The 23,696-nt window shown below is 69.4% G+C and carries 22 protein-coding genes; 13 read left to right on the forward strand and 9 right to left on the reverse strand.

The genetic code is table 11. The annotated features are described in order from the left end of the window. The first annotated feature begins 22 nt into the window (after positions 1 to 22). Entirely contained in the window at positions 23 to 817 is a 795-nt protein-coding gene (gene pstB / locus RZO50_RS07380) for a phosphate ABC transporter ATP-binding protein PstB (protein ID WP_416211587.1), read from the forward strand. Next, on the forward strand, positions 814 to 1,536 hold the full coding sequence (locus tag RZO50_RS07385; RefSeq protein ID WP_322599070.1) for a winged helix-turn-helix domain-containing protein: 723 nt from the start codon (positions 814 to 816) through the stop codon (positions 1,534 to 1,536). The genes pstB and RZO50_RS07385 overlap by 4 nt, the downstream gene beginning before the upstream one ends. Positions 1,537 to 1,550: 14 nt before the next feature. On the opposite strand, the gene RZO50_RS07390 is transcribed toward RZO50_RS07385, so the two are convergent. From RZO50_RS07390 to RZO50_RS07400, 3 genes are all read right to left on the reverse strand, one after another. After that, positions 1,551 to 2,501 carry an arsenate reductase ArsC gene (locus RZO50_RS07390; RefSeq protein WP_322599071.1) on the reverse strand — a complete coding sequence of 317 codons (951 nt, stop codon included), beginning with the start codon at positions 2,499 to 2,501 and terminating at the stop codon, positions 1,551 to 1,553. Continuing rightward, positions 2,498 to 2,818 carry an ArsR/SmtB family transcription factor gene (locus RZO50_RS07395; protein WP_322599072.1) on the reverse strand — a complete coding sequence of 107 codons (321 nt, stop codon included), beginning with the start codon at positions 2,816 to 2,818 and terminating at the stop codon, positions 2,498 to 2,500. Before RZO50_RS07395 ends, RZO50_RS07390 begins: the two co-directional genes overlap by 4 nt. A 365-nt stretch (positions 2,819 to 3,183) precedes the next feature. Then, positions 3,184 to 3,537 (reverse strand): ArsR/SmtB family transcription factor, encoded by a 354-nt coding sequence (locus RZO50_RS07400; RefSeq protein WP_322599073.1) that lies wholly within the window; start codon positions 3,535 to 3,537, stop codon positions 3,184 to 3,186. An 83-nt stretch (positions 3,538 to 3,620) separates the two neighbouring features. Here RZO50_RS07400 and RZO50_RS07405 point away from each other — a divergent pair, with 83 nt between their 5' ends. Beyond that, positions 3,621 to 4,931, forward strand: coding sequence for an FAD-dependent oxidoreductase (locus RZO50_RS07405; RefSeq protein ID WP_322599074.1), 1,311 nt, complete (start codon positions 3,621 to 3,623; stop codon positions 4,929 to 4,931). A 115-nt stretch (positions 4,932 to 5,046) separates the two neighbouring features. On the opposite strand, the gene RZO50_RS07410 is transcribed toward RZO50_RS07405, so the two are convergent. Further along, on the reverse strand, positions 5,047 to 5,436 hold the full coding sequence (locus tag RZO50_RS07410; protein ID WP_322599075.1) for a DUF7882 family protein: 390 nt from the start codon (positions 5,434 to 5,436) through the stop codon (positions 5,047 to 5,049). Between the two features lie 122 nt (positions 5,437 to 5,558). Between RZO50_RS07410 and RZO50_RS07415 the strand changes: the two genes are divergently transcribed. Next, positions 5,559 to 6,128, forward strand: coding sequence for a MarR family winged helix-turn-helix transcriptional regulator (locus tag RZO50_RS07415; protein WP_322599076.1), 570 nt, complete (start codon positions 5,559 to 5,561; stop codon positions 6,126 to 6,128). Next, positions 6,125 to 6,301: a hypothetical protein gene (locus RZO50_RS07420; RefSeq protein ID WP_322599077.1), complete on the forward strand. Its 177-nt coding sequence runs from the start codon at positions 6,125 to 6,127 to the stop codon at positions 6,299 to 6,301. The genes RZO50_RS07415 and RZO50_RS07420 overlap by 4 nt, the downstream gene beginning before the upstream one ends. A 23-nt stretch (positions 6,302 to 6,324) precedes the next feature. Here the strand turns inward: RZO50_RS07420 and RZO50_RS07425 are convergent, their stop codons facing one another. After that, positions 6,325 to 7,329: a TerC family protein gene (locus RZO50_RS07425; RefSeq protein WP_322599078.1), complete on the reverse strand. Its 1,005-nt coding sequence runs from the start codon at positions 7,327 to 7,329 to the stop codon at positions 6,325 to 6,327. A 192-nt stretch (positions 7,330 to 7,521) separates the two neighbouring features. Here RZO50_RS07425 and RZO50_RS07430 point away from each other — a divergent pair, with 192 nt between their 5' ends. Continuing rightward, positions 7,522 to 8,520, forward strand: coding sequence for an NADP-dependent oxidoreductase (locus RZO50_RS07430; protein WP_322599079.1), 999 nt, complete (start codon positions 7,522 to 7,524; stop codon positions 8,518 to 8,520). Positions 8,521 to 8,551: 31 nt separating this feature from the next. Here the strand turns inward: RZO50_RS07430 and RZO50_RS07435 are convergent, their stop codons facing one another. The 3 genes from RZO50_RS07435 to RZO50_RS07445 form a co-directional block, all read right to left on the reverse strand. Further along, complete coding sequence (locus RZO50_RS07435; protein ID WP_322599080.1) at positions 8,552 to 9,466, reverse strand: hypothetical protein; 915 nt, start codon at positions 9,464 to 9,466, stop codon at positions 8,552 to 8,554. 5 nt (positions 9,467 to 9,471) lie between these two features. Further along, positions 9,472 to 11,115, reverse strand: coding sequence for a tyrosine-protein kinase domain-containing protein (locus RZO50_RS07440; RefSeq protein ID WP_322599081.1), 1,644 nt, complete (start codon positions 11,113 to 11,115; stop codon positions 9,472 to 9,474). Positions 11,116 to 11,204: 89 nt separating this feature from the next. Then, the gene (locus tag RZO50_RS07445) at positions 11,205 to 11,804 is read right to left on the reverse strand and encodes a low molecular weight phosphatase family protein (RefSeq protein WP_322599082.1); all 600 of its coding nucleotides are present in this window, start codon (positions 11,802 to 11,804) and stop codon (positions 11,205 to 11,207) included. A 52-nt stretch (positions 11,805 to 11,856) separates the two neighbouring features. On the opposite strand from RZO50_RS07445, the gene RZO50_RS07450 reads away from it, so the two are divergent. The 6 genes from RZO50_RS07450 to glmM all read left to right on the forward strand — a co-directional run bounded on the left by RZO50_RS07450 (position 11,857) and on the right by glmM (position 16,920). Next, on the forward strand, positions 11,857 to 12,663 hold the full coding sequence (locus RZO50_RS07450; RefSeq protein WP_322599083.1) for a CPBP family intramembrane glutamic endopeptidase: 807 nt from the start codon (positions 11,857 to 11,859) through the stop codon (positions 12,661 to 12,663). Between the two features lie 221 nt (positions 12,664 to 12,884). After that, complete coding sequence (locus RZO50_RS07455) at positions 12,885 to 13,409, forward strand: LPXTG cell wall anchor domain-containing protein (RefSeq protein WP_322599084.1); 525 nt, start codon at positions 12,885 to 12,887, stop codon at positions 13,407 to 13,409. Positions 13,410 to 13,436: 27 nt separating this feature from the next. After that, the gene (locus RZO50_RS07460; RefSeq protein ID WP_322599085.1) at positions 13,437 to 14,177 is read left to right on the forward strand and encodes a CPBP family intramembrane glutamic endopeptidase; all 741 of its coding nucleotides are present in this window, start codon (positions 13,437 to 13,439) and stop codon (positions 14,175 to 14,177) included. Positions 14,178 to 14,591: 414 nt separating this feature from the next. Continuing rightward, complete coding sequence (gene rplM, locus RZO50_RS07465) at positions 14,592 to 15,038, forward strand: 50S ribosomal protein L13 (protein WP_322599086.1); 447 nt, start codon at positions 14,592 to 14,594, stop codon at positions 15,036 to 15,038. 26 nt (positions 15,039 to 15,064) lie between these two features. Beyond that, a complete protein-coding gene (rpsI, locus tag RZO50_RS07470; protein WP_322599087.1) occupies positions 15,065 to 15,547 on the forward strand; it encodes a 30S ribosomal protein S9 in 483 nt (160 codons plus the stop codon). A gap of 17 nt (positions 15,548 to 15,564) precedes the next feature. Beyond that, the gene (gene glmM / locus RZO50_RS07475) at positions 15,565 to 16,920 is read left to right on the forward strand and encodes a phosphoglucosamine mutase (protein ID WP_322599088.1); all 1,356 of its coding nucleotides are present in this window, start codon (positions 15,565 to 15,567) and stop codon (positions 16,918 to 16,920) included. 20 nt (positions 16,921 to 16,940) lie between these two features. On the opposite strand, the gene RZO50_RS07480 is transcribed toward glmM, so the two are convergent. Continuing rightward, on the reverse strand, positions 16,941 to 17,657 hold the full coding sequence (locus tag RZO50_RS07480) for a TetR/AcrR family transcriptional regulator (RefSeq protein ID WP_322599089.1): 717 nt from the start codon (positions 17,655 to 17,657) through the stop codon (positions 16,941 to 16,943). 382 nt (positions 17,658 to 18,039) lie between these two features. Here RZO50_RS07480 and RZO50_RS07485 point away from each other — a divergent pair, with 382 nt between their 5' ends. Then, on the forward strand, positions 18,040 to 23,619 hold the full coding sequence (locus RZO50_RS07485) for an SdrD B-like domain-containing protein (RefSeq protein WP_322599090.1): 5,580 nt from the start codon (positions 18,040 to 18,042) through the stop codon (positions 23,617 to 23,619). Positions 23,620 to 23,696 lie beyond the last annotated feature (77 nt).

Genomic DNA, 23,696 nt, shown 5'->3' on the forward strand with positions numbered 1-23,696 from the left:
TGCTGCCGGCGGTCACGCTCCTCTGCCTGAGAACCCCAGCACGCTCATCAGCGCCCAGGACGTCGACATCTCCTACGGCGATTTCCGTGCCGTCACGGGGGTCAACCTCGACTTCGGCAAGAACGAGATCACGGCCCTCATCGGTCCGTCCGGATGCGGCAAGTCCACCTTGCTGCGTTCGCTGAACCGCATGAACGATCTCGTCGAGGGTGCCCGCGTCGACGGCAAGGTCATGTTCCTCGATCAGGACATCTACGCCAAGGGCGTGGATCCGATCGAGGTCCGCCGCCGCATCGGCATGGTCTTCCAGAAGCCGAACCCGTTCCCGAAGTCGATCTACGACAACATCGCGTACGGTCCGCGGGTCACCGGCATGAAGGTCGACTCCATGGACGATCTCGTCGAAGAGGCCCTCACCCGCGCGGCGCTGTGGGGGGAGGTCAAGGACAAGCTCAAGCAGTCCGCGTTCGGGTTGTCGGGTGGTCAGCAGCAGCGCCTGTGCATCGCCCGCACCATCGCCGTTCAGCCCGACGTGATCCTCATGGACGAGCCGTGTTCTGCGCTCGACCCGATCGCCACGATGCGCATCGAAGACCTCATGCGCGAACTGCGCGACGACTACACGATCGTCATCGTCACGCACAACATGCAGCAGGCCGCCCGCGTCGCCGATCGGACCGCGTTCTTCACCGCGCTGGCGGATGAGACCTCGGGCGACCGCACCGGCGTGCTCGTGGAGTACGGGCAGACTTCGCAGATCTTCGAGAACCCGCGGGATCAGCGCACCGAGGACTACATCAGCGGGCGATTCGGATGACCCTCCTCGCGCCACCGGCGTCGCGAGCGGGAGACGACCCCATCGCGGGGGCGGCCAAGGTCGTCGTGCTGGGTCGGGGGCCGCGCCTGGTGCGCGGCACCCCGGCCGAGTATCGCCGTGCCGGGATCGCCGTGCACACGCGGGAGGAGATCCTGCCGGCGCTGACCGACGTGGTGCACGACCGGCACGCGATCCTCGTGGTCGCCGCCGACTTCCCGTGCGACGACCTCGTCGGCACCCTCGAGGTGGCCGTGGCCACCAGCGGTGCCGGGGTGCTGCTGGGAATGCCGGTCGGGGTGGCGCCTTCGCTGGCGGCCCCCGCACTCGATGTGGGCGTGCGGGGGATGGTGTCCTTACCGCTTTCACCCGACCGGCTGGCACGGGAACTCAGTGCTCTCCCGATCGCCGCAGATCCCCTCGCCGCCATCAGCGTCGGCGAGCTCACCGTCGACGCAGGTCGTCACCGCGTCGAACTGGCGGGGCGACCGGTCGAGGTCACCCCGCGCGAATTCGACCTGCTGTGGGATCTCGTGCGGTGCCACCCCCGCGTCGCCCCGATCGGTGAACTGGCGCGGGCGCACGCGGGCGGCACCGCCGACCCGTTGGCGACCGTCCGCGTCGCGGTCGCCGGCGTGCGGCGCAGTCTCGAGGCGACCGCCGCCCGCGGCGCGACCGCCATCGAGACGGTGCGCGGCGTCGGGTACCGCCTGGCGGTCTGAACGCCCGGTCTCCGTCAGCGGTCGAAGCCGAGCTCGATCAGCAGGTCGTCGATGCGCGTGCGGATCTCGTCCCGCACGAGCCGCATCCCGTCCTCGTCGAGATCGAGGGGGTCCGGCAGATCCCAGTCGCTGTAGCGGCGCCCCGGATACACCGGACACGCGTCGCCGCATCCCATCGTCACGACGTAATCGGCCGCCTGCACGACCTCATCCGTCAGAGGCTTGGGGTACTCGTCGCTGATCGGCACCCCCACCTCATCGAGTGCGGCGATGATACGCGGATGCACCTCGCCCGCCGGCGCGGATCCCGCCGTGCGGACGTGCACGCGGTCGCCGGCCAGATGCCGAAGGAACGCGGCGGCGAGTTGCGAGCGGCCGGCGTTCTGCACGCAGACGAAGAGGACCTCCGGCGTGTCACGCAGGATCAGTCCCTGTGCGGAGGCCAGCGCATCGAGCCGGTCCGCCGCGTAGCGTGCGGTCAGGGCCGCCAGGTGCGTGCGCACCCGGGCTCGCTCGCTGAGGAGCAGGTAGCTCTCGGCGACGTATCGCGACACGGTCTCGGGGCTGAAGGTGGAGCTGAACCGGTAGGACAGATTGCGGGCGACGCTCGCGATGGCGACCGGCAGGGCCGTGGGCCGCGGGGTGGCGGGTTCGTCCCCCGAGTGCTGCGGCGGCGCCTCGACGAGCAAGCGCCCGAATCGCACCCACGTCTCTCCGTTCAGGGCGTACCCGTCGGCCCCGTCGGGATGGATCAGTCCGACGGATGCGAGGCGCAGCAGCGCCTCTTCCGCTCGTTCCGCAGAAAGGAAGAGCACGCCGGCCAGGTCGGGCGCGGCAACGCCCGCAGCCAATGCGCTGAGCACGCGCAGGGCCGCTGAGTCGCCGAGCGCCGCGGCCTGCTGCGCGCGCATCCGGGCTGAGTCCGCATCGAGCGGCCGCCCGACGCGGTGCGGCGCGGCGTTCATCGCAGCACATCCTCGACGGCGGCTCGGCGCGCGGGATCGATGGAGAGCCAGATGAACTTCCCCTCGCGTTCCCGCCGGAGCAGACCGTCTTCGACGAGGATGCGCACGTGATGGGTCACCGTCGGTTGGGTGAGGTGGAGAACCTCGGTGAGGTGCGACACCGTCGCGCGCTCGCCGGCCGACGACAGGATGACGCTCAACAGCTGCAGACGTGTCGGGTCTGCGACGGCCCGAAGTGTGCGAGCGAGGTCCTCCGCCGATCCGCGATCGAGCCACGACCCGCCCGCGCCGGGCCCGTCGGTCGGTGAGGGGAGCACCCGGACATCCTATGTCAGATAGACGGACACCTATGCAAGTATCGCGACTAGACCATTCCGCGCGATCCGTCAAGGGCCTCCGGTCGAGCCTCGCGACGCGGGAGGATCGATCCTGCAGGGCACGAAACGATCTCCATACGGCAGTTCGGGACGTCGCCAGCGCATCCGATTTTCTCCCAGTGCTCGGATGTCAGCGACGTATCTGCCGCCTGCGGGAAGACGTGGACAGCGACCTTGGGGAAGGCACGCGGACACCACGGATTCCGGGCCCCTCGCCATCGGGTAGGCGAGGGGCCCCTTCGTGTCTGTGCGATGCGGACTGCGCCGCTATCCGGGCTGCGCCGATCTCCGGCCTCGCCGGCCCGTCACCGGGGCAGGAGGGCGGCGATGCGATCGACCGCCCCCGGGACGACGCGGAAGTACGCCCACGTGCCGCGCTTGCTGCGGATCAGAAATCCGGCTTCGGTCAGGACTTTCAGGTGGTGTGAAACGGTCGGCTGCGACAGGCCCACCGGCTCGGTGAGATCGCACACGCACGCTTCGCCGTCGGGCGAGGCCGCCACGATCGACAGCAGTCGCAGCCGAGTCGGATCCGCGAGTGCCTTCAGTGCGCGCGCGAGGTCGGTGGCGTCCGTGTCGGAAAGTGCTGCGGCAGGGGCGGGGCGCCCGCACGCGGCGTCGTCGCTCTCGCGCGGAAGGAGGGGGAGGGCGGTCGGCATCCATCGATACTAATCGATATTGACAAACATCGATATAGGCGCGGAGACTGTATCGACCGATCTCGATATCTCCGGAGGATCCCGTGACCCTGCTCGACCTGACCCCCCGTGCGTCCGTCGCCGACGCCCTCACCGGACTGCCGGTCGCGATCATCGGAGCCGGGCCGGTGGGTCTGGCCGCCGCCGCCCATCTGGCCGAGCGGGGGATCGCGTTCGAGGTCCTCGAGGCGGGCGAGCGGGTCGGCGCCGCGATCCGGCGGTGGGGCCACACCCGGCTGTTCTCCCCGTGGCGATACCTCATCGATCCGGCCGCGCGGCGCCTGCTCGAGGCGGACGGGTGGGAAGAGCCGAGCCTGGGGCGGGTGCCCAACGGCGCCGACCTCGTGGGGCGCTACCTCGAGCCGCTCTCGCGCACCGCGGCGCTCGACGGACGCATCCGCGTGGGGGTGACCGTCACCGCCGTCGCCCGACGCGGCATGGACCGCACGCGCAGTGCCGGGAGGGACACCACGCCGTTCGTGCTGCGCGTCCGCGAGAGCGACGGGCAGGTTCGCGAGATCGTCGCGCGGGCGGTGATCGACGCGTCCGGCACCTACACCTCGCCGAACCCGCTCTCGTCGACCGGCCTGACACCGCTCGGGTCCGGAGCGGGGGACCGCATCGTGCACGCCCTGCCTGACGTGTCGGGGGTCGATCGTGCCCTGTTCGCCGGCCGCCACACCACGGTCGTCGGTGCCGGGCACTCCGCGGCCAACACCCTGCTCGCGCTGGCCGACCTGGCTGCCGACGATCCCGAGACCCGCGTGACGTGGCTCATCCGCAACGCCGCCGCCGCGCGCGTGACCTCCTCCGAAGACGATGACCTGGCGTATCGTGCGGCGCTCGGGTCGAAGCTCGACCGACTGGTGGCGCAGGGGCGCGTGCAGAAGGTCGACTCGTTCGAGATCTCGGCCGTCGACGCCTGCGAGGCGGGAGTTCGCCTGACGGGCACGCGACACGGCGAAGCGGCGACACACGTCAGCGACGTCGTCGTCAATGCGACCGGGTTCCGCCCCGACCTCGACATGCTGCGCGAGATCCGCTTCGACCTCGACGACGTCGTCGAAGCGCCCCGGCGACTCGCGCCGCTCATCGACCCGAATCTCCACTCGTGCGGCACGGTCGAGCCGCACGGTTTCGGGGAGCTGACCCACCCGGAGAAGGGCTTCTTCATCGTCGGTATGAAGTCCTACGGCCGCGCTCCGACGTTCCTGCTCGCCACCGGATACGAGCAGGTGCGATCCATCGCCGCGTGGCTCGACGGCGATATGCGCGCCGCGACGGCGGTGCAACTGGACCTGCCGGCGACGGGGGTGTGCTCCACCGACATCGGCGGGGGAACCTGCTGCAGCTGATGTCTGCCATTCCCACCTGAGGGTGGGAGGCCGGCGCGGGGAGTGGGGGTCTCCGCCGCGCCGGCCGGGGAAGGAGCACCCGGTCTGAGGGGGGTGCTCCCGATGGGTCGGCCGATCAGGCGGCGACCGTGGTTCGTGCGCGCACCGGTGTGCGCGATGTGATCGGTCGCATCCGAGTGGGCGCCTGGGGCGCCTCCATCTCGGGGATCTCCTCGTCGAGGTCGACGGTGAGGCCCGCCGACGAGTTGGCCATCTCGGCCATGTGCTTCAGGATCGGCTGGTTGAGCTTCTCCGGCTCGGCGGATTCGAAGACGAAGCGCAGGGGGATCGACGGCTGGAGCCACAGCGTGGTCCGCCCCTCCTCCTGATCGGCCGCGTGCTTCCACGAGAGCGTGAAGCTCTCGCCGCGGCGCAGCTTCGTGCCGACGATCACCTTGACGTGCGCCAGGAGCCGGTCGGGCAGCTCGATCGGTTCGACGGCGTTCGCGTAGTAAAGGCGTCCCATGAGATTCCCCTTCAAGCTCAAGTGGATTACGATGTGACTTACTCTTACGTATTTTTACTAGCTTGTCTAGTTACTTCGCAAGAAAGGGAAAAATCGATCGGTCGCACGGAGAGGAGGAAGCGGTGAAGACAGCACAAGACATCGAGCGGAGCACGTCCGCTCCCGTCCGGCCGAATGTCGGTGCGGCGACACCGATGAACGTGGACCTCGCCGGCTACTGGTACGAAGCGGACCTCGCCGATGCCCGCGCGAGATCGCGCGCCGTGCTCGAGGCCCTGCGGTTGTACCGCGCCGCTGAGATGGCGATGCGGCGACGTACCCGGGAATCCATGGCGATGGGCGAGAACGAACTGCTCGTCCTGCGCTACCTCATCCGACGCGGCGACACCCTCGTGCGTCCGGTCGAGCTCGCGGCCTACCTCGGGGTCTCCACGGCCTCCATGACGGCTCTGCTGGATCGCCTGGAGAAATCCGGTCACATCACGCGGGTGGCCAACCCCGACGATCGGCGCAGCATCTTCGTCCGCGCCACCGCCTTGACCGAAGACGAGGTGCGCGAGACCCTGGGGAGCATGCACGACCGGATGTACGCCGCCGTCGAGGGGATGAGCGCGGCCGAGGCCGAGGCCGTGATCGCCTTTCTCGATCGGATGTCGGCCGCCGTCGATGCGGTGGCGGTGGATGCGCCGTGATCTATGTTCTGGTCGGCGGGCCCCGTGACGGGCAGTACGTCGACGACATCCCGCGCGGCTACCGGCCGGACCCCTCCGAGCGGTCCACTTCGCCCTACGACGCGATCGAGGGCTTCGAGATGATCCGCGCGGTGTGGTTCGATCCGGTGCGGCTCCGGGCGCTCAGCGACTGACGGCGGCTGCCGCCGCCGCTCCGTCAGGACGACGGGGAGCGATCACCCGCCTCGATGTCCGCACGTCGATCGGCGCGGGTCTTCGCCAGACTCGCGATCGTCGCCACGGCGATCGTGGCCGCGATGAACAGCAGCGAGAACCAGATCGGGATCTCCGGCGCCCACGCCACACCGTTCCCACCGTTGATGAACGGCAGCTCGTTCACGTGCAGAGCGTGCAGGATGAGCTTGACCCCGATGAACCCCAGGATCACGGCCAGCCCCTGCGCCAAGTAGACCAGGCGCTCCAACAGTCCGCCGATGAGGAAGAACAGCTGGCGCAGACCCATCAGGGCGAAGGCGTTGGCGGTGAAGACGATGTACGCCTCCTCGGTCAGTCCGTAGATCGCGGGGATCGAATCCACGGCGAAGATGAGGTCGATGAAGCCGATGGCGACGATCGTCAGGAACATCGGCGTGACGAAACGTCTGCCGTCCTTCATCGTCGTCAGCCGGTCGCCGTCGTACGTGTCGCTGACCGGCAGGTGCCGCCGGACGAAGGTCATGAAGCGGCCGTGGGCGGGGTCGTGGTCGTCTCCCGCGAACGCCTGGCGATAGGCGAGGACGAGCAGGAGGGCACCGAAGACGTAGAAGATCCACGAGAAGTTCGCGATGAGGCCCGCTCCGATCGCGATGAAGATGCCACGGAGCACCAACGCGATCACGATCCCGATCATGAGCACCTTCTGCTGATAGATCTTCGGCACCGCGAAGCCGGTCATCAGCAGGAGGAAGACGAAGAGATTGTCGATCGACAGCGCCTTCTCGGTGAGGTAGCCGGCGAAATACTCCCCGCCGTAGGTCCACCCCGCCGCCGCACCGAGGCCGACGCCGAACAGCAACGCGAGGCCGATGTAGAACGCCGACCACCGCGCGGCCTCGCCGATCGAGGGCTCGTGCGGCTTGCGCACATGCGCGAAGAACTCGTAGACGAAGAACGCGACCGTGATCGCGAGGGTGACGATCCAGACCAAGGGGGTGACGGACATGGCGGCTCCTGAAGGGACGGTGGCTGACGGGCCAAGGTCTCTTCCGGTCGCGCGGACCCGGTGGACGCGGAACGCCTCGTCGCGTCCGTCATGACGCGTCCACCGCAGACGGGAGTACTCCCCTTGCGTCCGACCATCATACGGGTGCATCCGGGAGGGCGCTCCATCCGGAATACCTCTCCGGAGGTCGCCATGAAGACGAAGAAGTCCCCTGCCGCATACGCCTATCGCTACACCCACTACGGGAACGCCGACGTGCTCGCCAAGCACTCGTTCCCCCTGCCGCCCCCAGGCCCGGACGAGGTGAGCGTCGAGGTCATCGCGGCCGGCATCAACCACATGGAGGCCTTCCTCCGCAACGGACGCGAGGAGACGTGGGCGGATGACCCGTGGCCGCGCGGATCCGGAAGCGATTTCGCCGGCATCGTCATCGCGACGGGCGAGAACGTCTCGTCGGTGCGGGTCGGTGCGGACGTGGTCGGTCACGTGCGGACCGGGGCGCACGCCAGTCACCTCAACGTCCCCGAGACCCATGTCGTGCCCAAGCCCGGCGGTGTCGACTGGGAGACCGCCGGAGGTCTGTACCTCGCCGGAGCCACGGCCTTGGAGGTGCTCGAAAACCTCCGCATCGGACCCGACGACACCCTCGTCGTCACCGCGGCCGCCGGAGGTGTCGGAAGCATCCAGGTGCAGCTGGCCGCGCACCGCGGCGCACGGGTCATCGGCACGTGCGGGGCGCGGAACTTCGACTACCTGCGGCAGATCGGCATCACGCCCGTCGAGTACGGCCCCGGGATCGTCGAGCGCATCCGGAAAGCAGCCCGTGGTGCTCCGGTGACCGCGTACATCGACAACTTCGGCAAGGACACCGAGAACGTCGCCGACGCCCTCGGGGTGCCCGCGGAGAAGTATCGCTCCAGTGAGGACCGCCGCGACATCGAGCTCGCGCTGCTCCGCGACGACCCGGAGTCGGTCGCCCACGGCACCGAGCGCCTCCGTCAGGTCTCGCGACTTGCCGGCACCGGGAGCTTCCGGCTGCTCGTGTCGGGCCTGTATCCGCTGGAGGAGATCGTCGAAGCCTACGACGACCTGGAGAAGCTGCACTCGCGAGGCAAGGTCGTGCTGGCCACCCACCCGGTGACCACCTCTCGCACGCTCCGCGCGCGCGAGCTGCACGAGTCGATGCCGTGACGCGTGCCGCGGACCGACGCTGCGGCGCCCCTCAGCGGGAAACCGGCGTGAGGTCTTCGCCCGCCCACACGACGAAACCGTCGGCGGTCGCGGCGATCGCGGTGGGTGCGTCGGCCGCGGTGCCCTCGGCGCATCCCACGGGCTGCGCAGCCTCGGGATCCGCGCCGAGGTAGCGGGTGAGTGAGACGCCGTCGCAGTCGGGGGAGGAGCCGGCGAGGACGATGTCGGCCCCGTCGACCGAAACGGCCGCGGCGTCCGCCACCGGCGCCCATGTCTGCCCATCGGCGCCGAGAACCCACGCCTGGGCGTCGCAGATGAGCGCGACGACATCTCCCGACGCGCGCAGACCGCGGGCTTCCGAGCAGGGCGCGTCGACCGCGCCGGACGGGGTCTCGACGATGGCGGCGTCGACCGGTGAGATGTATCGCCCCGCCGACAGCACGAGATCGTCGTAGGGCTCCCAGAAGGTGCCCTGCGTGAACGTGCGCCACCCCTGGGTCGTGCAGTCCTCGCCGACACCCACCACCATCTCGGCTTCGGTGTCGGCGAAGGCATCGAGCGATGCCACGGCGGCGATGTCGCGGTAGCGCCCGGTCACGTCGACCCACGTCTGGCCCTGGTCGTCGGAGCGTTCCACGAGCGGTTCCGCGCCCCCGCATGCCCCTGCGGTGGACCGCCACCACGCGGCGCTGCCGATCGAGAGGAAGCGGTCGTCCTCGCGTGCCACCTCGGTCGTCTCGGTCGCGGCGGCCGTGGGCGTCGGCGACGCCGTCTCGACCCCCAGCGAGAAGGTCGGCACCGGGGCGGCGCTCTGCCCGTCGGCGGCGGGATTGGCGCGGTCGTATGCGAGGTACGCGACCGCGCCGACCGCCAGCGCGAGCACGACCACGAGCGCGATCGCGCCCCACTGGGCACTCGCGGGTGTCCCCGATCTTCCCCCGGCCATCCGGGTTACGGGGTGTTCGGGCGCCAGGCGGAGTCGTCCTCCGGGGCCTGTTCGGGGGCGGTCCCGGACGCTTCGGCGCGCGTGGCGGGCACCGGCGGCGCATCTGCGGTCGCCGTCGAGCGACGCCGCGCCGGGGCTTCCGCGACGGTGGTCTCCGGCGCCGTCGCGGGGTCGTCGGGCGCGGCGAGGCCGAAGAAGCTCTCGTCCATCGGGGCGGCCTCGGTCTCGGGCTCGACCGGGGCGGGCGCGGCGGTGCGTCGCGTGCCGCGCTTCTTCGCCGGCTGCTCACGGTAGCCGTAGCCATAGCCGTACCCGGCGCCGTAGGCGTAGTAGGAGTCGGGGCCGCGGGTGGGAACCATCGTGAGGGCGACCCCGGCGATCTTCGCGCCGACCGTGCCGAGGGCGTCGATGGCTCCGGAGAGCTGGTGGCGGTTCGTGCGTCCTGCTGCGATCACGACGATCGCGCCCGAGGTGGACTTCGCCAGGATCGCCCCGTCGGTCACCGGCAGCAGCGGCGGAGCGTCGCACAGCACGACGTCGAAGTCGCGCTCGAGCACGTTCAGCAGTGTCTCCATCTGCTTCGACCCGAGCAGCTCGCTGGGGTTCGGCGGGATCTTCCCGGCCGGGAGCACATACAGGCTGCGGTGGCCCCAGGGCAGCATGACATCCCCGACGCGCGCGCGGCCGATGAGGACGTCGGTCAGGCCCGCGCCCCCCTCGATGCCGAGGTACTCGGCGACCTTCGGCTTGCGCAGATCGGTGTCCAGAAGAGCCACGCGCTTTCCGGCGTCCGCGAGCGCGATCGCGAGGTTGATCGTGGTCGTCGACTTGCCCTCGCTCGGCACGCTCGAGGTCACGACGAAGCTCGACCGGCCCTCCATGTCGAGGAACTGCAGGTTCGTGCGCATCGTGCGGAACGACTCGGCACGTGGGCTCAGCGGATCGGCGTGGACGATCAGCGGTCGTTCCTTCGCCTTGGGGTCGAACGCGATCGCGCCGATGAGGGGTGTGTCGGTGACCAGCTCGACATCGCGCGGGGTGCGGATGCGGGTGTCGACCACCGATCGCAGGACGGCAACGCCCACGCCGAGGGCGAGGCCGACCAGAGCGCCCAGCGCGAGGTTCAGCGGCACGTTGGGGCTCGAGGGGCTCAGCGGCGGGATGGCGTCTTCGACGCGGGTGAGGCGGACGGGGCTGGTCTCGGCACCGGTGGTGTTCTCGATCGCTTCGACCGCCGAGGACAGGCTCGCGCCGAGCGCGTTGGCGATGTTCGCCGCCTGCACCGGGTCGGGGTCGGTGACCGTGATCGTCACCAGCTGCGTGTTGAGGGGGTTGGAGGCGGACACCTTCGTCGACAGCGAGTCCGAGGTGACCCCGAGACCGAGCTCGGCGATGACCGGATTGGTGACGATCGGCTTGGTCACCAACTCGGCGTAGGTCGTCATGCGCGACTGCGTGAAGTTCGCCCCCTGCTGCAGCTCCGAGACGGTGAAACCGGACTGCGTCGAGACGAAGACCGTGCTGGACGCCTCGTACTGCGGAACCCGGGTGAGGGAGTACGCGGCGGCGGTGCCGACGCCGAGGAGCGTCGCGACCACGATGATCAGCCAGTTCTTGCGCAGAATGCGGATGTAATCGGTGAGCTCCATACTGGCGCCAATCCTGCCACAGCCGATGTGTCAGGCGGTGACGCGGTGTGGGGCGGTCGTTCAGCGGCCCGTCGCCCGCGGAGAGCCGCTCAGCGGGGTGCGCAGACCAGCCGGACGACGCGGACGACCTCCTCGACGGCGGGGACGAGTTGCGCTGCCGACCGCTGATAGACCTCCCACTCACGCCGGAACGGGTCGACGACGTCGTCGTCTCCCGGATCGGCCGGGGGAGGGGTGAGGCCGCGTCGGGCGGCGAGCACCTCCGCGGCGGCCCGGAGTCGATCGCCGTCACCAGCCCCGGCGCCGTCGGCGGCCGCGAGGAGGTCGGCGTCGGGTGTCGCGACCGCGAGGCGGGCGAACTCGCGCGCCGTGAAAGTGTGGCGCAGGCGGGCGGGGGCGAGCTCGGCGATGTCGCGACGGTGTTCGCGGGCCATCGCGAGGACCAGGTCCGGGGAGTGGAGGTCGGACTCCTGCAGGAACCGCGAGCGGTGCGCCGCCGACACCTCAGCGGGCACGCCGAGATGCTGCGCCAGGTAGGCGGACTCCCGGGTCATCGGCGCCGCCGCCAATCCGCGTGTTCCGGCACTGGTCACCCGCGGGCCGAGATCGGCCAGACGTGTCTGCAGCAGCTGCGCCGCCAGCGGGGAACGGCAGATGTTGCCGGTGCAGACGGTGATGAGCTCGACCAACCGTGGACTCCTCGCGTGCGTGGGGCGTCGCCGGCCCCGGTAGCGTGTTCGCGTGCCCGCCCACTCTAGCGACGAGGTCGCGCCGACCGTCGAGCGCCTCGAGCACCTGCCCGAGGAGTCGCCCGTGCGCCGCGATCGCTCCCGTCGGCGTTCGCGGCGGACCGACTGGCGGTTGGGCGGGCGGACCGTGCGGCGATGGCGGGAGTGGGTGCTGGCCGTGGCTCTGGGCGGGCTCGGCATGGGGGTGCTCGCCGCGACCGCGGTCACCGTGCTCTGGCCGGGGATGTCGTCGGCGGCGACGGTGCTGCTGTGGGCCGGCATGGTCGGGCCGGTCGTGTTCGCCTTCACCCGCTCACGCCCCGCGGGGCTCCTGCGCGTCCGTGCGATCGACGTGCTGTTCGGCCTCACTCTCGGCGTGATGCTGCGTCTCGTCCAGGGCTGGCTCGAAGCCGCGTCCGGGGGCGGGGCGGACTTCCCCGCCTTCGAGCGGATCGGCGGCCGGCTTCCCGACGGCTGGGTGTTCGCCGATGTCGTCGCCCCGGTGATCATCGCCCCCGCCGTCGAGGAATTCTTCTTCCGCGCCGTCGTCCTCGTCGCGCTGTACACCGTCCTGCGTCGCCCGTGCGGCGCGGTCGTCGCGGGGGTCGCGGCGGTGCTGTTCTCGAGCGGGCTGTTCGTGCTCGTGCACGGCCTCATCGGCGACCTCGCGCTCGACCAGGTCGTCTCGGTCGGGCTGCTCGGACTCGTCTGCGGAACCCTCGTCCTGCTCACCGGCCGCATCTGGGCCGCGATCCTCACCCATGCCGCCTTCAACGGGGCGTGGGTGGCGTTGGCTCTCGTCGGCACCGCGTTGAGCTGAGGCATCGGCCCCGTTCGGTGTTTTCTCAGGGCATCCGTTTACAGGACGTTTACGTCGCGGGTTTGGTTCGCGGCACCTCAGGCTCTAGCCTGGGAGAACGTGAGGGGGGTAGCCTCTCGTACACACAGCAGTCACACAGGTCACTTCAGCCTCTCGTCGGGCGAGGTCCGAAGACCGCTTCCTCGAGAATATTGCCGCTACTCGGAACTGTTGGGAGTCCCGTGTTCAAAAAGTCTTTCGCCGCGCTCGCTATCGCCGGCGCGCTCGTCCTCGGTGGCTCGACCGCCGCAACCGCGTACACGCCCTCGGGCGGCGCCGTCTCCGACCCGGTCATCGCGCCGGGCGAGTCGACGACCATCACTTTCACCGGACTCGGCGGCTACGACCAGGTCGTGTTCGTCATCACCGGTCCGAGCGGCGCCTCGCTCACCTCGATCGCGTACGCCGCGTCCGGTGACACCGTCTACTCGGTCACCAAGGATGTCGACAACGGGTCGGCGTCGGCGACCTTCACCGGCGGCGGCGCGGGCACCTACGAGGTCGTCCTCACCGACACCGACGGCAACTTCATCACCTCGACGTCGATCACGGTTGCCGCCGACGGCGGCTCCGGCTCCGGCGAGCTGCCGGCCACGGGTGGCGACGTGCCGATGGGCGCGATCTGGCTCGGCATCGGCGCGGTCGGCCTCGGCGGCATCGCCGTGACCGCCGCGGCTGCCCGCCGCCGCGCCGCGCAGAACAGCTGACGCTGTCCTGATCGACACCACGGTTTCGTGACGGAAGCCCCGGGTTCATCCCCGGGGCTTCCGTTTTTCTCGTTCCGACGCCCGGGCCGCGCGCTCGTCCTCGCCGCGGTGGGGCTGGTCGCGACGATCGCCATGGTCGCACTCGCGCCGGCGTGGCGGTCGCCGCTCGTCGATTCAGGTGCGCCGGCGTGGACCATCACGCTCGCCGACATCGTCTTGATCAACCTTCCGATGGTGCTCGCCGTCATCGCCGCCTGGCGGGTCGCCGGCGTACGACGGCGGGACCTTGATCGTCGCACCCGGATCGAAGCCCGCGGACTCGATGTGCTCCTCGGCCTCGCGCTCGCGGCCACGATGCGGGGCATCGTCGAGCTCGTGGTTCCGACCAGCGGGGGGCTGGGCGGGGCGCTGCTCGACGCTGACGCCGCAACGGTCGTGCTCGGGCTGGTGGTGCTGGTCATCGGATACGTCCTCGTCTCGCCGATCGTCGAGGAACTCTTCTTCCGCGGGCTCACGCAAGGTGCGATCACGCAGCTCGGCGGGTGCTCGTGGCTCGCCCGCGCGGCGGCCATCGCCGTGAGCACCGCCATGTTCGTGCTCGTGCACATCGGTCCGATCGGCGTGACCCCGACGGGGGCGCTCGTCGTGGCCTCGATCGTGGTCGGTATCGGCTGCGGAAGTCTCGTCGCGGCGACGGGGAGGGTGACCGGTGCGGTCGTTGCGCACGTGGCCTTCAATGGGAGCGGTGTCATCCTGTTGTTGGCGTAAGTCATGGCGCAATCCTGCGGACCGCTTGCGGAACACGTCTTGAGAACGACCCGGTCGCGGCGTTCAATGTGAGTGTCGGAATGCTGCTGGGGAAGGTTGCACTCCTGACAGACACCCCACTCGATGGTGACGGGGTCACAGAGATTCGAAGCGCTGCACGGCGCACGCGAGCAGACCTGTCCCGGGGGTCGACGGCGGCAGGGTTGCGCCCAACCGCAACCCTGCCGACCTCGACCGGGGTTTGGTGATCGGGGCGGCGTGTCGTATCCTTGATCTTTGGTGCCTGTGCCCTGCTGGCCCGGCACCGCGAACGTGAGCCCTCCACCCGGCCTGTTCCCCGCGGCATCCGCCTCGGAACGACCACCGGAGCGGGATTCACGAACCTCTCCGTTCGATCAAGAAAGCAGCACTACTGTGACGCGCACTTACACCCCCAAGGCTGGCGAAGCCCAGCGCGAGTGGCTCGTTATCGACGCCACCGACGTCGTTCTCGGCCGCCTGGCTTCGCACGCCGCCGCTCTGCTCCGCGGCAAGCACAAGCCGACGTTCGCGCCGCACATGGACATGGGCGACTTCGTCGTCATCGTCAATGCGGACAAGGTGGCCCTCACCGGCCAGAAGCTCCAGAAGAAGATGGCCTACCGCCACTCCGGGTACCCGGGCGGTCTCAAGGCCGTCTCGTACGAGGAGCTCCTCGAGAAGAACCCCGTCCGCGCCGTCGAGAAGGCCGTGCGCGGAATGCTCCCCAAGAACAGCCTGGGACGCCAGCAGCTGTCGAAGCTGAAGGTCTACGCCGGTGCCGAGCACCCGCACGCCGCTCAGCAGCCCCAGACGTACACCCTCGACCAGGTCGCCCAGTAAGCGCCGCCTCAGACAAGGACACACTCGTGGCGAACATCCAGGACTCCGCAGACCTTTCCAACTTCTCGACCGAGACACGGGCCGACGAGACCGTCGTCGCGACCGAGCGCCCCGTGCTCTCGGTTCCCGGCGCAGCCGTCGGCCGTCGCAAGCAGGCGATCGCCCGCGTGCGGCTGATCCCGGGCTCGGGAACGATCACGATCAACGGTCGTGCGTTCGAGGACTACTTCCCGAACAAGCTGCACCAGCAGCTGATCACCGACCCGTTCACCCTCCTCGGCCTCGAGGGCGGCTACGACGTCGTCGCACGCATCCACGGCGGTGGCCCCTCGGGCCAGGCCGGTGCCCTGCGCCTCGGCATCGCCCGCGCGCTGAACGAGATCGACGTCGAGAACAACCGCCCGGCGCTGAAGAAGGCCGGCTTCCTCTCGCGCGACGCGCGCGTCAAGGAGCGCAAGAAGGCCGGACTCAAGAAGGCCCGCAAGGCGCCTCAGTACTCGAAGCGCTGATCGAGCAACCGTCCTCCATGCCGATCTTCGGTACGGACGGGGTGCGGGGGCTGGCCAACGGCCCCCTCACCGCCGATCTCGCTCTCTCCCTGGCCCAGGCGACCGCGGTCGTCCTGGGCCAGGGTCGTACGGCGGACGCGCGTCGTGCCGCCGGCAAGCGGCTCTCGGCCGTGGTGGCCCGCGACCCGCGGGTGTCGGGGGAGTTCCTCACCGCCGCCGTCTCAGCCGGCCTGGCCTCTTCGGGTGTCGATGTGTACGACGCCGGAGTGCTCCCGACCCCGGCCGCGGCCTTCCTCATCGCCGACACCGACGCGGCGTTCGGTGTGATGGTGTCGGCGTCGCACAATCCGGCGCCCGACAACGGCATCAAGATCTTCGCGCGCGGGGGCGTGAAGCTCCCCGACGTGGTCGAACAGCGCATCGAAGCGGCGATGGACGGTCCCAAGCTCCAGCCGACCGGCGGAGACGTCGGGCGCATCCGTCGGTTCGCCGACGCGGAAGATCGCTACGTGGTGCACCTGCTGGGTTCGCTGCCGCATCGCCTGGAAGGTCTGCACGTCGTGCTGGACTGTGCGCACGGTGCCGCTGCCGGGGTGTCGCCTGAGACGTTCGCCGACGCCGGCGCGACGGTCACCGTGATCGGCGCGGACCCCGACGGGCTGAACATCAACGACGGTGTCGGGTCGACCCACCTCGGCCCCCTGCAGGCGGAGGTGGTCCGCCTCGGAGCCGACATCGGCATCGCCCACGACGGCGACGCCGACCGCTGCCTCGCCGTCGACGCGAACGGCACCGTGGTCGACGGCGATCAGATCATGGCGATCCTCGCCGTCGCGATGAAGGAGCGCGGGCGCCTCGCGAACGACACCCTCGTTGCAACCGTCATGAGCAACCTGGGTCTGCATCGCGCGATGACCGCGCACGGCATCCGCGTCGAGCAGACCGCCGTCGGCGACCGCTACGTCCTGGAGCGCATGAACGAGGGGGGTCACTCCCTCGGCGGAGAGCAGTCGGGGCACGTGATCATGAGCGAGTACGCCACGACCGGCGACGGGCTGCTGACCGGTCTTCACCTCGCGGCCGAGATGGCGCGGCAGGGGAAGACCCTCGCAGAGCTCGCCGCCGTGATGACGGTCTACCCGCAGGTGCTGGTGAACGTCACCGGGGTCGACCGGTCCCGCGTCGGCGACCCGGTCGTCTCGCAGGCCGTCGTCGACGCCGAGCGCGCGCTCGGTGACAGCGGCCGCGTGCTCCTGCGCGCCTCGGGAACCGAGGCGCTCGTGCGGGTGATGGTCGAGGCGGCATCCGAGGGCGACGCCCGTGCGCACGCCGATGCGCTCGCCTCGGTGGTCGCCACGCGTCTGGGCTTCTGACCCCGCGAGGAGCCGCGGCGTCAGGGGTCGGATCGTCCGTGGGCGTCTGAGGTCGGCGCAGCCACTGAGCTGTGCCCTCGGCCCGGTGGCGAGGGCCACGCCTCCAGGGTGAGGCGAGCCACCGTCTCGACACGGTCGCTGACGGCGCGCGCGATACCGGCTTCATCGAGCCCGGCGATGACCGCTTCGGTGGCGGCTGCCTCCCACGCCTCCATCGCCATGCGCGCGAGCTCGGGGATCGCGACGCGTGCCGTCTCGGCGGGGATGTCAGCCGCGACGGTGATGATCTCAGCGACCTGGGCCAGTGTCCGCTCGCGGAGCACGCGGTAGGCCTCCGCTGTCTCGGGGTCGCGCATCGCACGGATGCGGACCTCCGCCATGAGGATGACCCCGGTCCGGCTCTGCGTCGCATCGACGGCGATCCGCTGGATGACCCCTGCGAGACTCTCCGCCGAGGTCTCCGGCAGCCCGGGCGCCGACGCCGCCGCGCGCCACCGCCGGACCAGGTCCTCGGCCTTGTGGATCTGCGCGCCGGACACGTGGTCGATCAGTTCCAGGAACAGCTCGTCTTTGGTGCGGAAGTTCGAGTAGAACGCCCCGCGGCTGAATCGCGCGCGTGCGCAGATGGTTTCCACGGTGGCCTTGTCCAGCCCCACCTCCGCGAAGACCTCATATGCGGCACGCAGAAGACGAGCTCGGGTCGCTTCGCGGCCCGAGCCCTCGATCGACTCGTACAAGGTTCGGCTCCCCTCCCGACGTTGCCTGGCAAGGCTATCGGGGCGTCGCGGTCAGGAGACGGGAAACGGGCCGCGTCGATCCGCAACAAAGCCCGAAGAAGCGCCTAGGGGAGCATTCCGCGCAGAATGTCACGCAAGAAAGCCTCAAGGGTGGGCGATTTATCGCGCGATACACGCATGAATCGATCATTTGTATTGGCTTATAAGGACTTTATGTAGTTAAGTTTCGAGTGCTTCGACACCGAACACACGCTGCGGGCCCACCCCCGCGCGAGCGATTCGCCGTCGCCCGAATCGGCGGCGAGTCAGTGCTGTCGGCGTGCCTGTGCACGCCGACGCGGGGAGTCGGTTGCGTCGTCCACATCGAGGGGAAAACCACGCCATGCAGTCATCGAGGTCCGAGAACCGGAAGGTCGCACAGAGTGACCGACCGTTCCGCGCCACGGTCATGTCCGTCGTCGCCGGCCTACTCACCGCGCTTCTGGCCCTGACCGGGGTCGTCCCCGCGACGGCGGCCGAACCCGGCGCGATCAAGGTCACGCTGAACCCGGGGGGAACCGACCAGTACGGCGACAACACCGTCGTCACCACCGGGGTCGACTACACCCTCAACATCCAGTACGACAGCACCAAGCTCACGGACGGGCAGGAGATCGTCATCGGCGTGCCCGAGGGTGTGACCATCCCCGACTCGGCCCTGACGATCCCGCCCGGGAACACCGTGCTCGACACGATCGAGCGACTGCCCGACGGCTCGCTGAAGCTCACCGTGGACGACCCCCGCGACCCCAGCATCAACCAGGGGCTGTGGGGCCTCACGTTCCGCCTCGACGAGGTGCAGTCCTCCAGCATTCAGAAGCTCACCTGGAGCGTCGACGCCGAGACGACCGACGTCACCGTCATCGTGAAGAAGCCCGGCGATGCGTTCGAGAACGTCGCAGATGCGCGCGGCAAGAGCGTCGGCACCCACAGTTTGAGCAGCAACATCTCGGTGTCGGGCGGTGTCGTCGCGGTCGCCGCGAGCGCGCTCCAGGTCGCCATTCCCTACACCGTCTCGATCGACACCACCAGCGCCGTCTCGGGGATGACGATCGCCGACGCGATCGACCCGCGCCTGAACATCAACGCAGACTCCTTCGCTGCGGAGCTGACCTCGTGGGATGAGAACGGGCTGAACAAGAAGACCGAGGCCTTCCCGATCAGCGCCACCGTCGTAGACGGCGGCTTCTCGACCGTGGTCGACCTGCCCGCGAACTCCCAGCTGCGGCTCACCTACACCGCGAGCATCGCGGACGCCGCCGCCCTCGCGAGCATTCGCGACACCCTCCAGGACGCGTACGACGCCGTCGAGCTGGATGGCGGGAACTACCGGACCACCTTCGCCAACACGGTGACGTACTCCGATACCGGTGCCACCTCGAAGGCGTCGACCTGGATGGGCAAGTCGGTCGCCGCGCCGGCGCAGCCCAGCCGCGGCAACGCGTTCCGCAAGACCGTCGACGTCTCCCAGGTGAACCCCTTCACCCCGGTGGATCCGACCTCGTCCGGCGCCGAGCTGAGCGCCCCGCAGGACGTGACCTACACCCTGCGAACCGACCTCACGCAGTTCGCGGCCTTCGACGGCGAGCGCTTCGGGCTCACCGGGAACGTGATCGTCAAGGACACCCTGCCGAACCAGGCCGACTGGCTGACCGACGACGCGTCGTTCTTCACCGCCACGACGAAGAACGGCACCGACGTCGTCTTCACCGAGGCCACCGGCCTTACCGGGAACATCGAGCAGACCATCGCGGGCGACGCCTACGTGAACCAGTACGCCGTCGACGGCCAGACGCTCTACGTGAACGTCGGCCAGGACACCACCACGTACTACAACCTGGCAGTGAAGGCCCGGATCACGGATCTCCTGAACACCAACCCGTCCACCGACGGCGTCGGGTTCACCCGCTACACGGTGCGCAACACCGCCTCCTTCATCTGGAACGACGACACCCAGAAGCGCACCCACAACAACTCCGCGACGACGACGTTCGTCGATCTGGGCGACCCCGCCGAGACCCGCACGGACAACGGTGTGTTCACCAAGCGCACCGCCGACGACGAGCTCTCGGTCGCCCCCGGAGAGACGGTGACGATCCCGTACGTGTTCACCGTCGCCGCGGGGCAGTCGATCGCCGCCGATACGCGCATCGTCGACTTCGCCGACACCAACGTCTTCGACGTGACCGACCTCGCGTCGATCGAGGCGGAGATCCGGGTGATCTACGACAGCAAGTCCGAGAACACCCTCGGCTCCGTCACGCTCGATCCCTCGTTCTGGGACCTCACCCGTGACGACGCCGGCGCGATCGCGTTCACCTTCACCGACAAGTTCGCGCAGGCCGTCTCCGACCAGAACCTGTCGGAGGACCGCAAGCTCGAGGTGCTGATCCCGCTGACGACCAAGCCCGTCGTCGGCAAGCAGACCCTGGAGATCACCAACAACGCCCGCCTGATCGGTGCGAAGAACGGCCTGGTCTACAGCTCCAGCCAGGAGATCACCGCGTCGAGTTTCGGCGATGAGCTCGAAGTCGCCAAGACCGTCTACAACGCCGACAGCGAGACCTGGACGCAGAATCTGCGCGTCGGTGTCGACGGCGGCGAGATGGACACCGACAGCTTCATCTACCGCATCCGCGTCATCCCGCACGGCTCGTACGGCACCGCAGGGGTCTCGATCGCCGAGATCCGCGATGTGCTGCCGGCCGAGCTGAGCTTCGACGGGTTCGTCAAGGCCGCCGACGTCGACAGCGGCACCGTGACCGCCGGCTCGACCTTCTCGCTGCCCGGCAACCTCGTCGCGGCGAAGGTCGACGTCGAGGGGCGCGAGGTGATCACGATCAACAACCGTGAGAACACGGTGCTCAACAGCTCCGCCGCCATCGACCTCTACGTCAAGGTCTCGGTGGACTCCTTCACCGAAGACGTCGGCATCACCAACGCGATCGGTGGCACCAGCGCCACCATCACGCCGACCAACGCCTACCCGATCAGCATCCTCAAGATCGACACCGACGACCAGAGCGTCTCGATCACCGACCGCGACGCGCGGTTCGAGATCCGGGATGCCGCCGGCGACGCCGTGGTCGACGACGCCTACGTCGTGGACGGACGCCTCATGGTTCCGGGCGCGGACGGCGGCGACAAGGCCGTGACCGTTCCCGAGCCCGGCACGTACACCCTCGTCGAGATGCGGGCGCCTTTCGGCTACCTGCGCGACGACGAGCCGGTGCGCATCGTCGTGGCCGAGGACGGTGCGGTGGAGACCGTGCGCTTCTACAACGACCCGTCCGAGGTCCCGACCGTCGTGTCGGTCGGTGACTACGTGTGGTACGACGCCGACGGCGACGGGGTGCAGGGCACCTCCGGCGACGAGGAGCCGATCGCCGGCGTGACGCTGACCCTCACCGGCCCCGACGGTGCACCCGTCGTCGACGGTGACGGCGCGCCGCTGACCGCGGTGACCGATGAGAACGGCTTCTACGAGTTTGTCGACCTGCCGATCCTGGAGGAGGGGCAGTCGTACACGGTCGCCATCGACCGGGACGATGCCGGAACGATCGCCGCGCTCGAGGGCCTCATGCCCACCACCCCGGGCGCGGGCGACGACACCGCGGCGGACTCGAGCGACTGGACCGCCGAGTCGACCGATCTCACCGAGCCCGGTGACCGTGACCCGACGCTCGACTTCGGCTTCGTCGACCTGACCTACGCCATCGGCGATGTGGTGTGGATCGACGAGAACCGCGACGGTGTGCAGGACGACACCGAGCTGCCGCTGGAAGGCGTCACCGTCACCCTGCTCGACGCCGACGGTGATCCCGTGGCCGGGGTCGATCCCGCGGTCACCGGCGCAGACGGCCGCTACATCTTCGATGAGCTCGTCGCCGGCGAATACCGCGTGCAGTTCACCCTGACCGCCGAGCAGTCGCTCATCTACGGCTTCACCGCAGCCGACGTCGACGCCGGGGCCACCGGCGCCGACTCCGATGCGGCGATCGCGACCGGCGTGACCGGCGTGATCTCACTGGATGCCGACAACGCCGAACTGACCTCCTCGTACACCGACCAGGCGTTCACCGCCACCGAGGGCATCGACCCGACGTGGGACGCCGGTGTGGTGCGCAAGAAGGTCGCCGTCAGCGACTACGTGTGGCTCGACGTCGACGGTGACGGCATCCAGGGCTCCTCGCCCGACGAGAAGCCCCTCCCCGGTGTCGTGCTGGTGATCACCGGCCCGAACGGTCAGGCGGTGACCGACCTCGACGGTGAGCCCGTCGGGCCGCAGGTCACCGACGAGGACGGCCTGTACCTGTTCGACAACCTGCCGGCGCTGCCGGCGGGAGAGTCCTACACCGTCACGATCGACCGCGACGCCCCGTCCACGGTCGAGGCGCTGCGGGAGCTGCGGCCCACCCCCGCCGGCGAAGGGGACGACCCGACCCGCGACTCCAACGACTGGAGCGCCGTCAGCGGCGACCTGGTCGAGAACGGCGCGATCGATCCGACGCTCGACTTCGGCTTCATGCCGCGGAGCTACGCGATCGGCGACATCGTCTGGATCGACGAGAACCGTGACGGCGTGCAGGACGACGCCGAGCTGCCGCTGGAGGGCGTGAGCGTCACCCTGCTGGACGCCGACGGTGACCCCGTCGACGGTGTCGCTCCGGTGATCACCGGCACGGATGGTCGCTACCTGTTCGACGAGCTCGCGCCGGGGGAGTACCGCGTGCGGTTCACCCTCACGGAGGAGCAGCAAGCGCTCTACACCTTCACCACGACCGACGCTGCGGCCGGCGCGCTCGGCGCCGATTCCGACGCGGCCGTCGAGACGGGCATCACCGGTGTCATCGCGCTCGGCGAAGGCAACACCGAGCTCGACCTCGACTACGCCGACCAGGCGTTCGAGGCGACCGAGGGTGTCGACCCGACGTGGGACGCCGGAGTCATCCGCAAGCAGGTGTCGGTGGGTGACTACGTGTGGCTCGACGAGGACGGCGACGGCGTGCAGGGCACCTCCGACGCCGAGACCCCGATCGCCGGCGTCAAGCTGGTGCTGACCGGGCCCGGCGGCGATGCGGTCACCGACATCGACGGCGACGCCGTGGAGCCGGTGTACACCGACGAGAACGGGTTCTACGAGTTCACCCGCCTGCCCGCGCTCGCCGAGGGCGAGAGCTACACCGTCACCATCGATCAGGAGGACGCCTCGACCATCGAGGCCCTGACCGAACTGCGTCCGACCCTCGTGGACGCCGGTGGCGACGCCGCACTCGACTCGAGCGAATGGGTGGCCGTCAGCGGTGACCTCGTCGACAACGACGCCCGTGACGCGACGCTCGACTTCGGCTTCATCCACCGCACCTACGCGGTCGGAGACGTCGTGTGGATCGACAGCGACAAGGACGGCGTGCAGGCCGACAGCGAGCACACCCTCGACGGCGTGATCGTGCGCCTGTTCGACGGGGACGGCATGCTGGTGGACTACACGACCACCGACGAGAACGGCCTGTACCTGTTCGACGACCTGCGGGCCGGTGACTACACGGTGCAGTTCGAGCTGACCGACGCACAGCAGGAGATGTACGCGTTCACCTCGTCCCTCTCCGGGGACGATGTCGCCGGCGACTCCGATGCCGATGAGACGACGGGGCTGACCGCCACGATCACGCTCGGCGAGGGCAACGCCGCGCTGACGACGGACTACCCGTACGCGGTCATCAGCGCCACCGAGGGCATCGACCCGACGTGGGACGCCGGTGTGATCGAGCTGCCCGCGGCGCCGGAACCGGCCACCCCGACGCTCGGGTCCCTCCCGCGCACCGGTGGTGAGCCTGCGCTGGGCCTGCTCTTCGGCGGTGTCGCTCTGATCGGCCTCGGCCTGATCGCCGTCGGCGTCTACCGCCGCCGCGCGGAGGTCTGATCCGCACCGCCGAGGCCTCGGCCCCGGCGGCATCCCCGAGTCCACCCCTTCCCGACGATTCCATCCCGAATGGACGC

The sequence above is a fragment of the Microbacterium xanthum genome (assembly GCF_034531355.1).
GTDB lineage: Bacteria > Actinomycetota > Actinomycetes > Actinomycetales > Microbacteriaceae > Microbacterium > Microbacterium xanthum.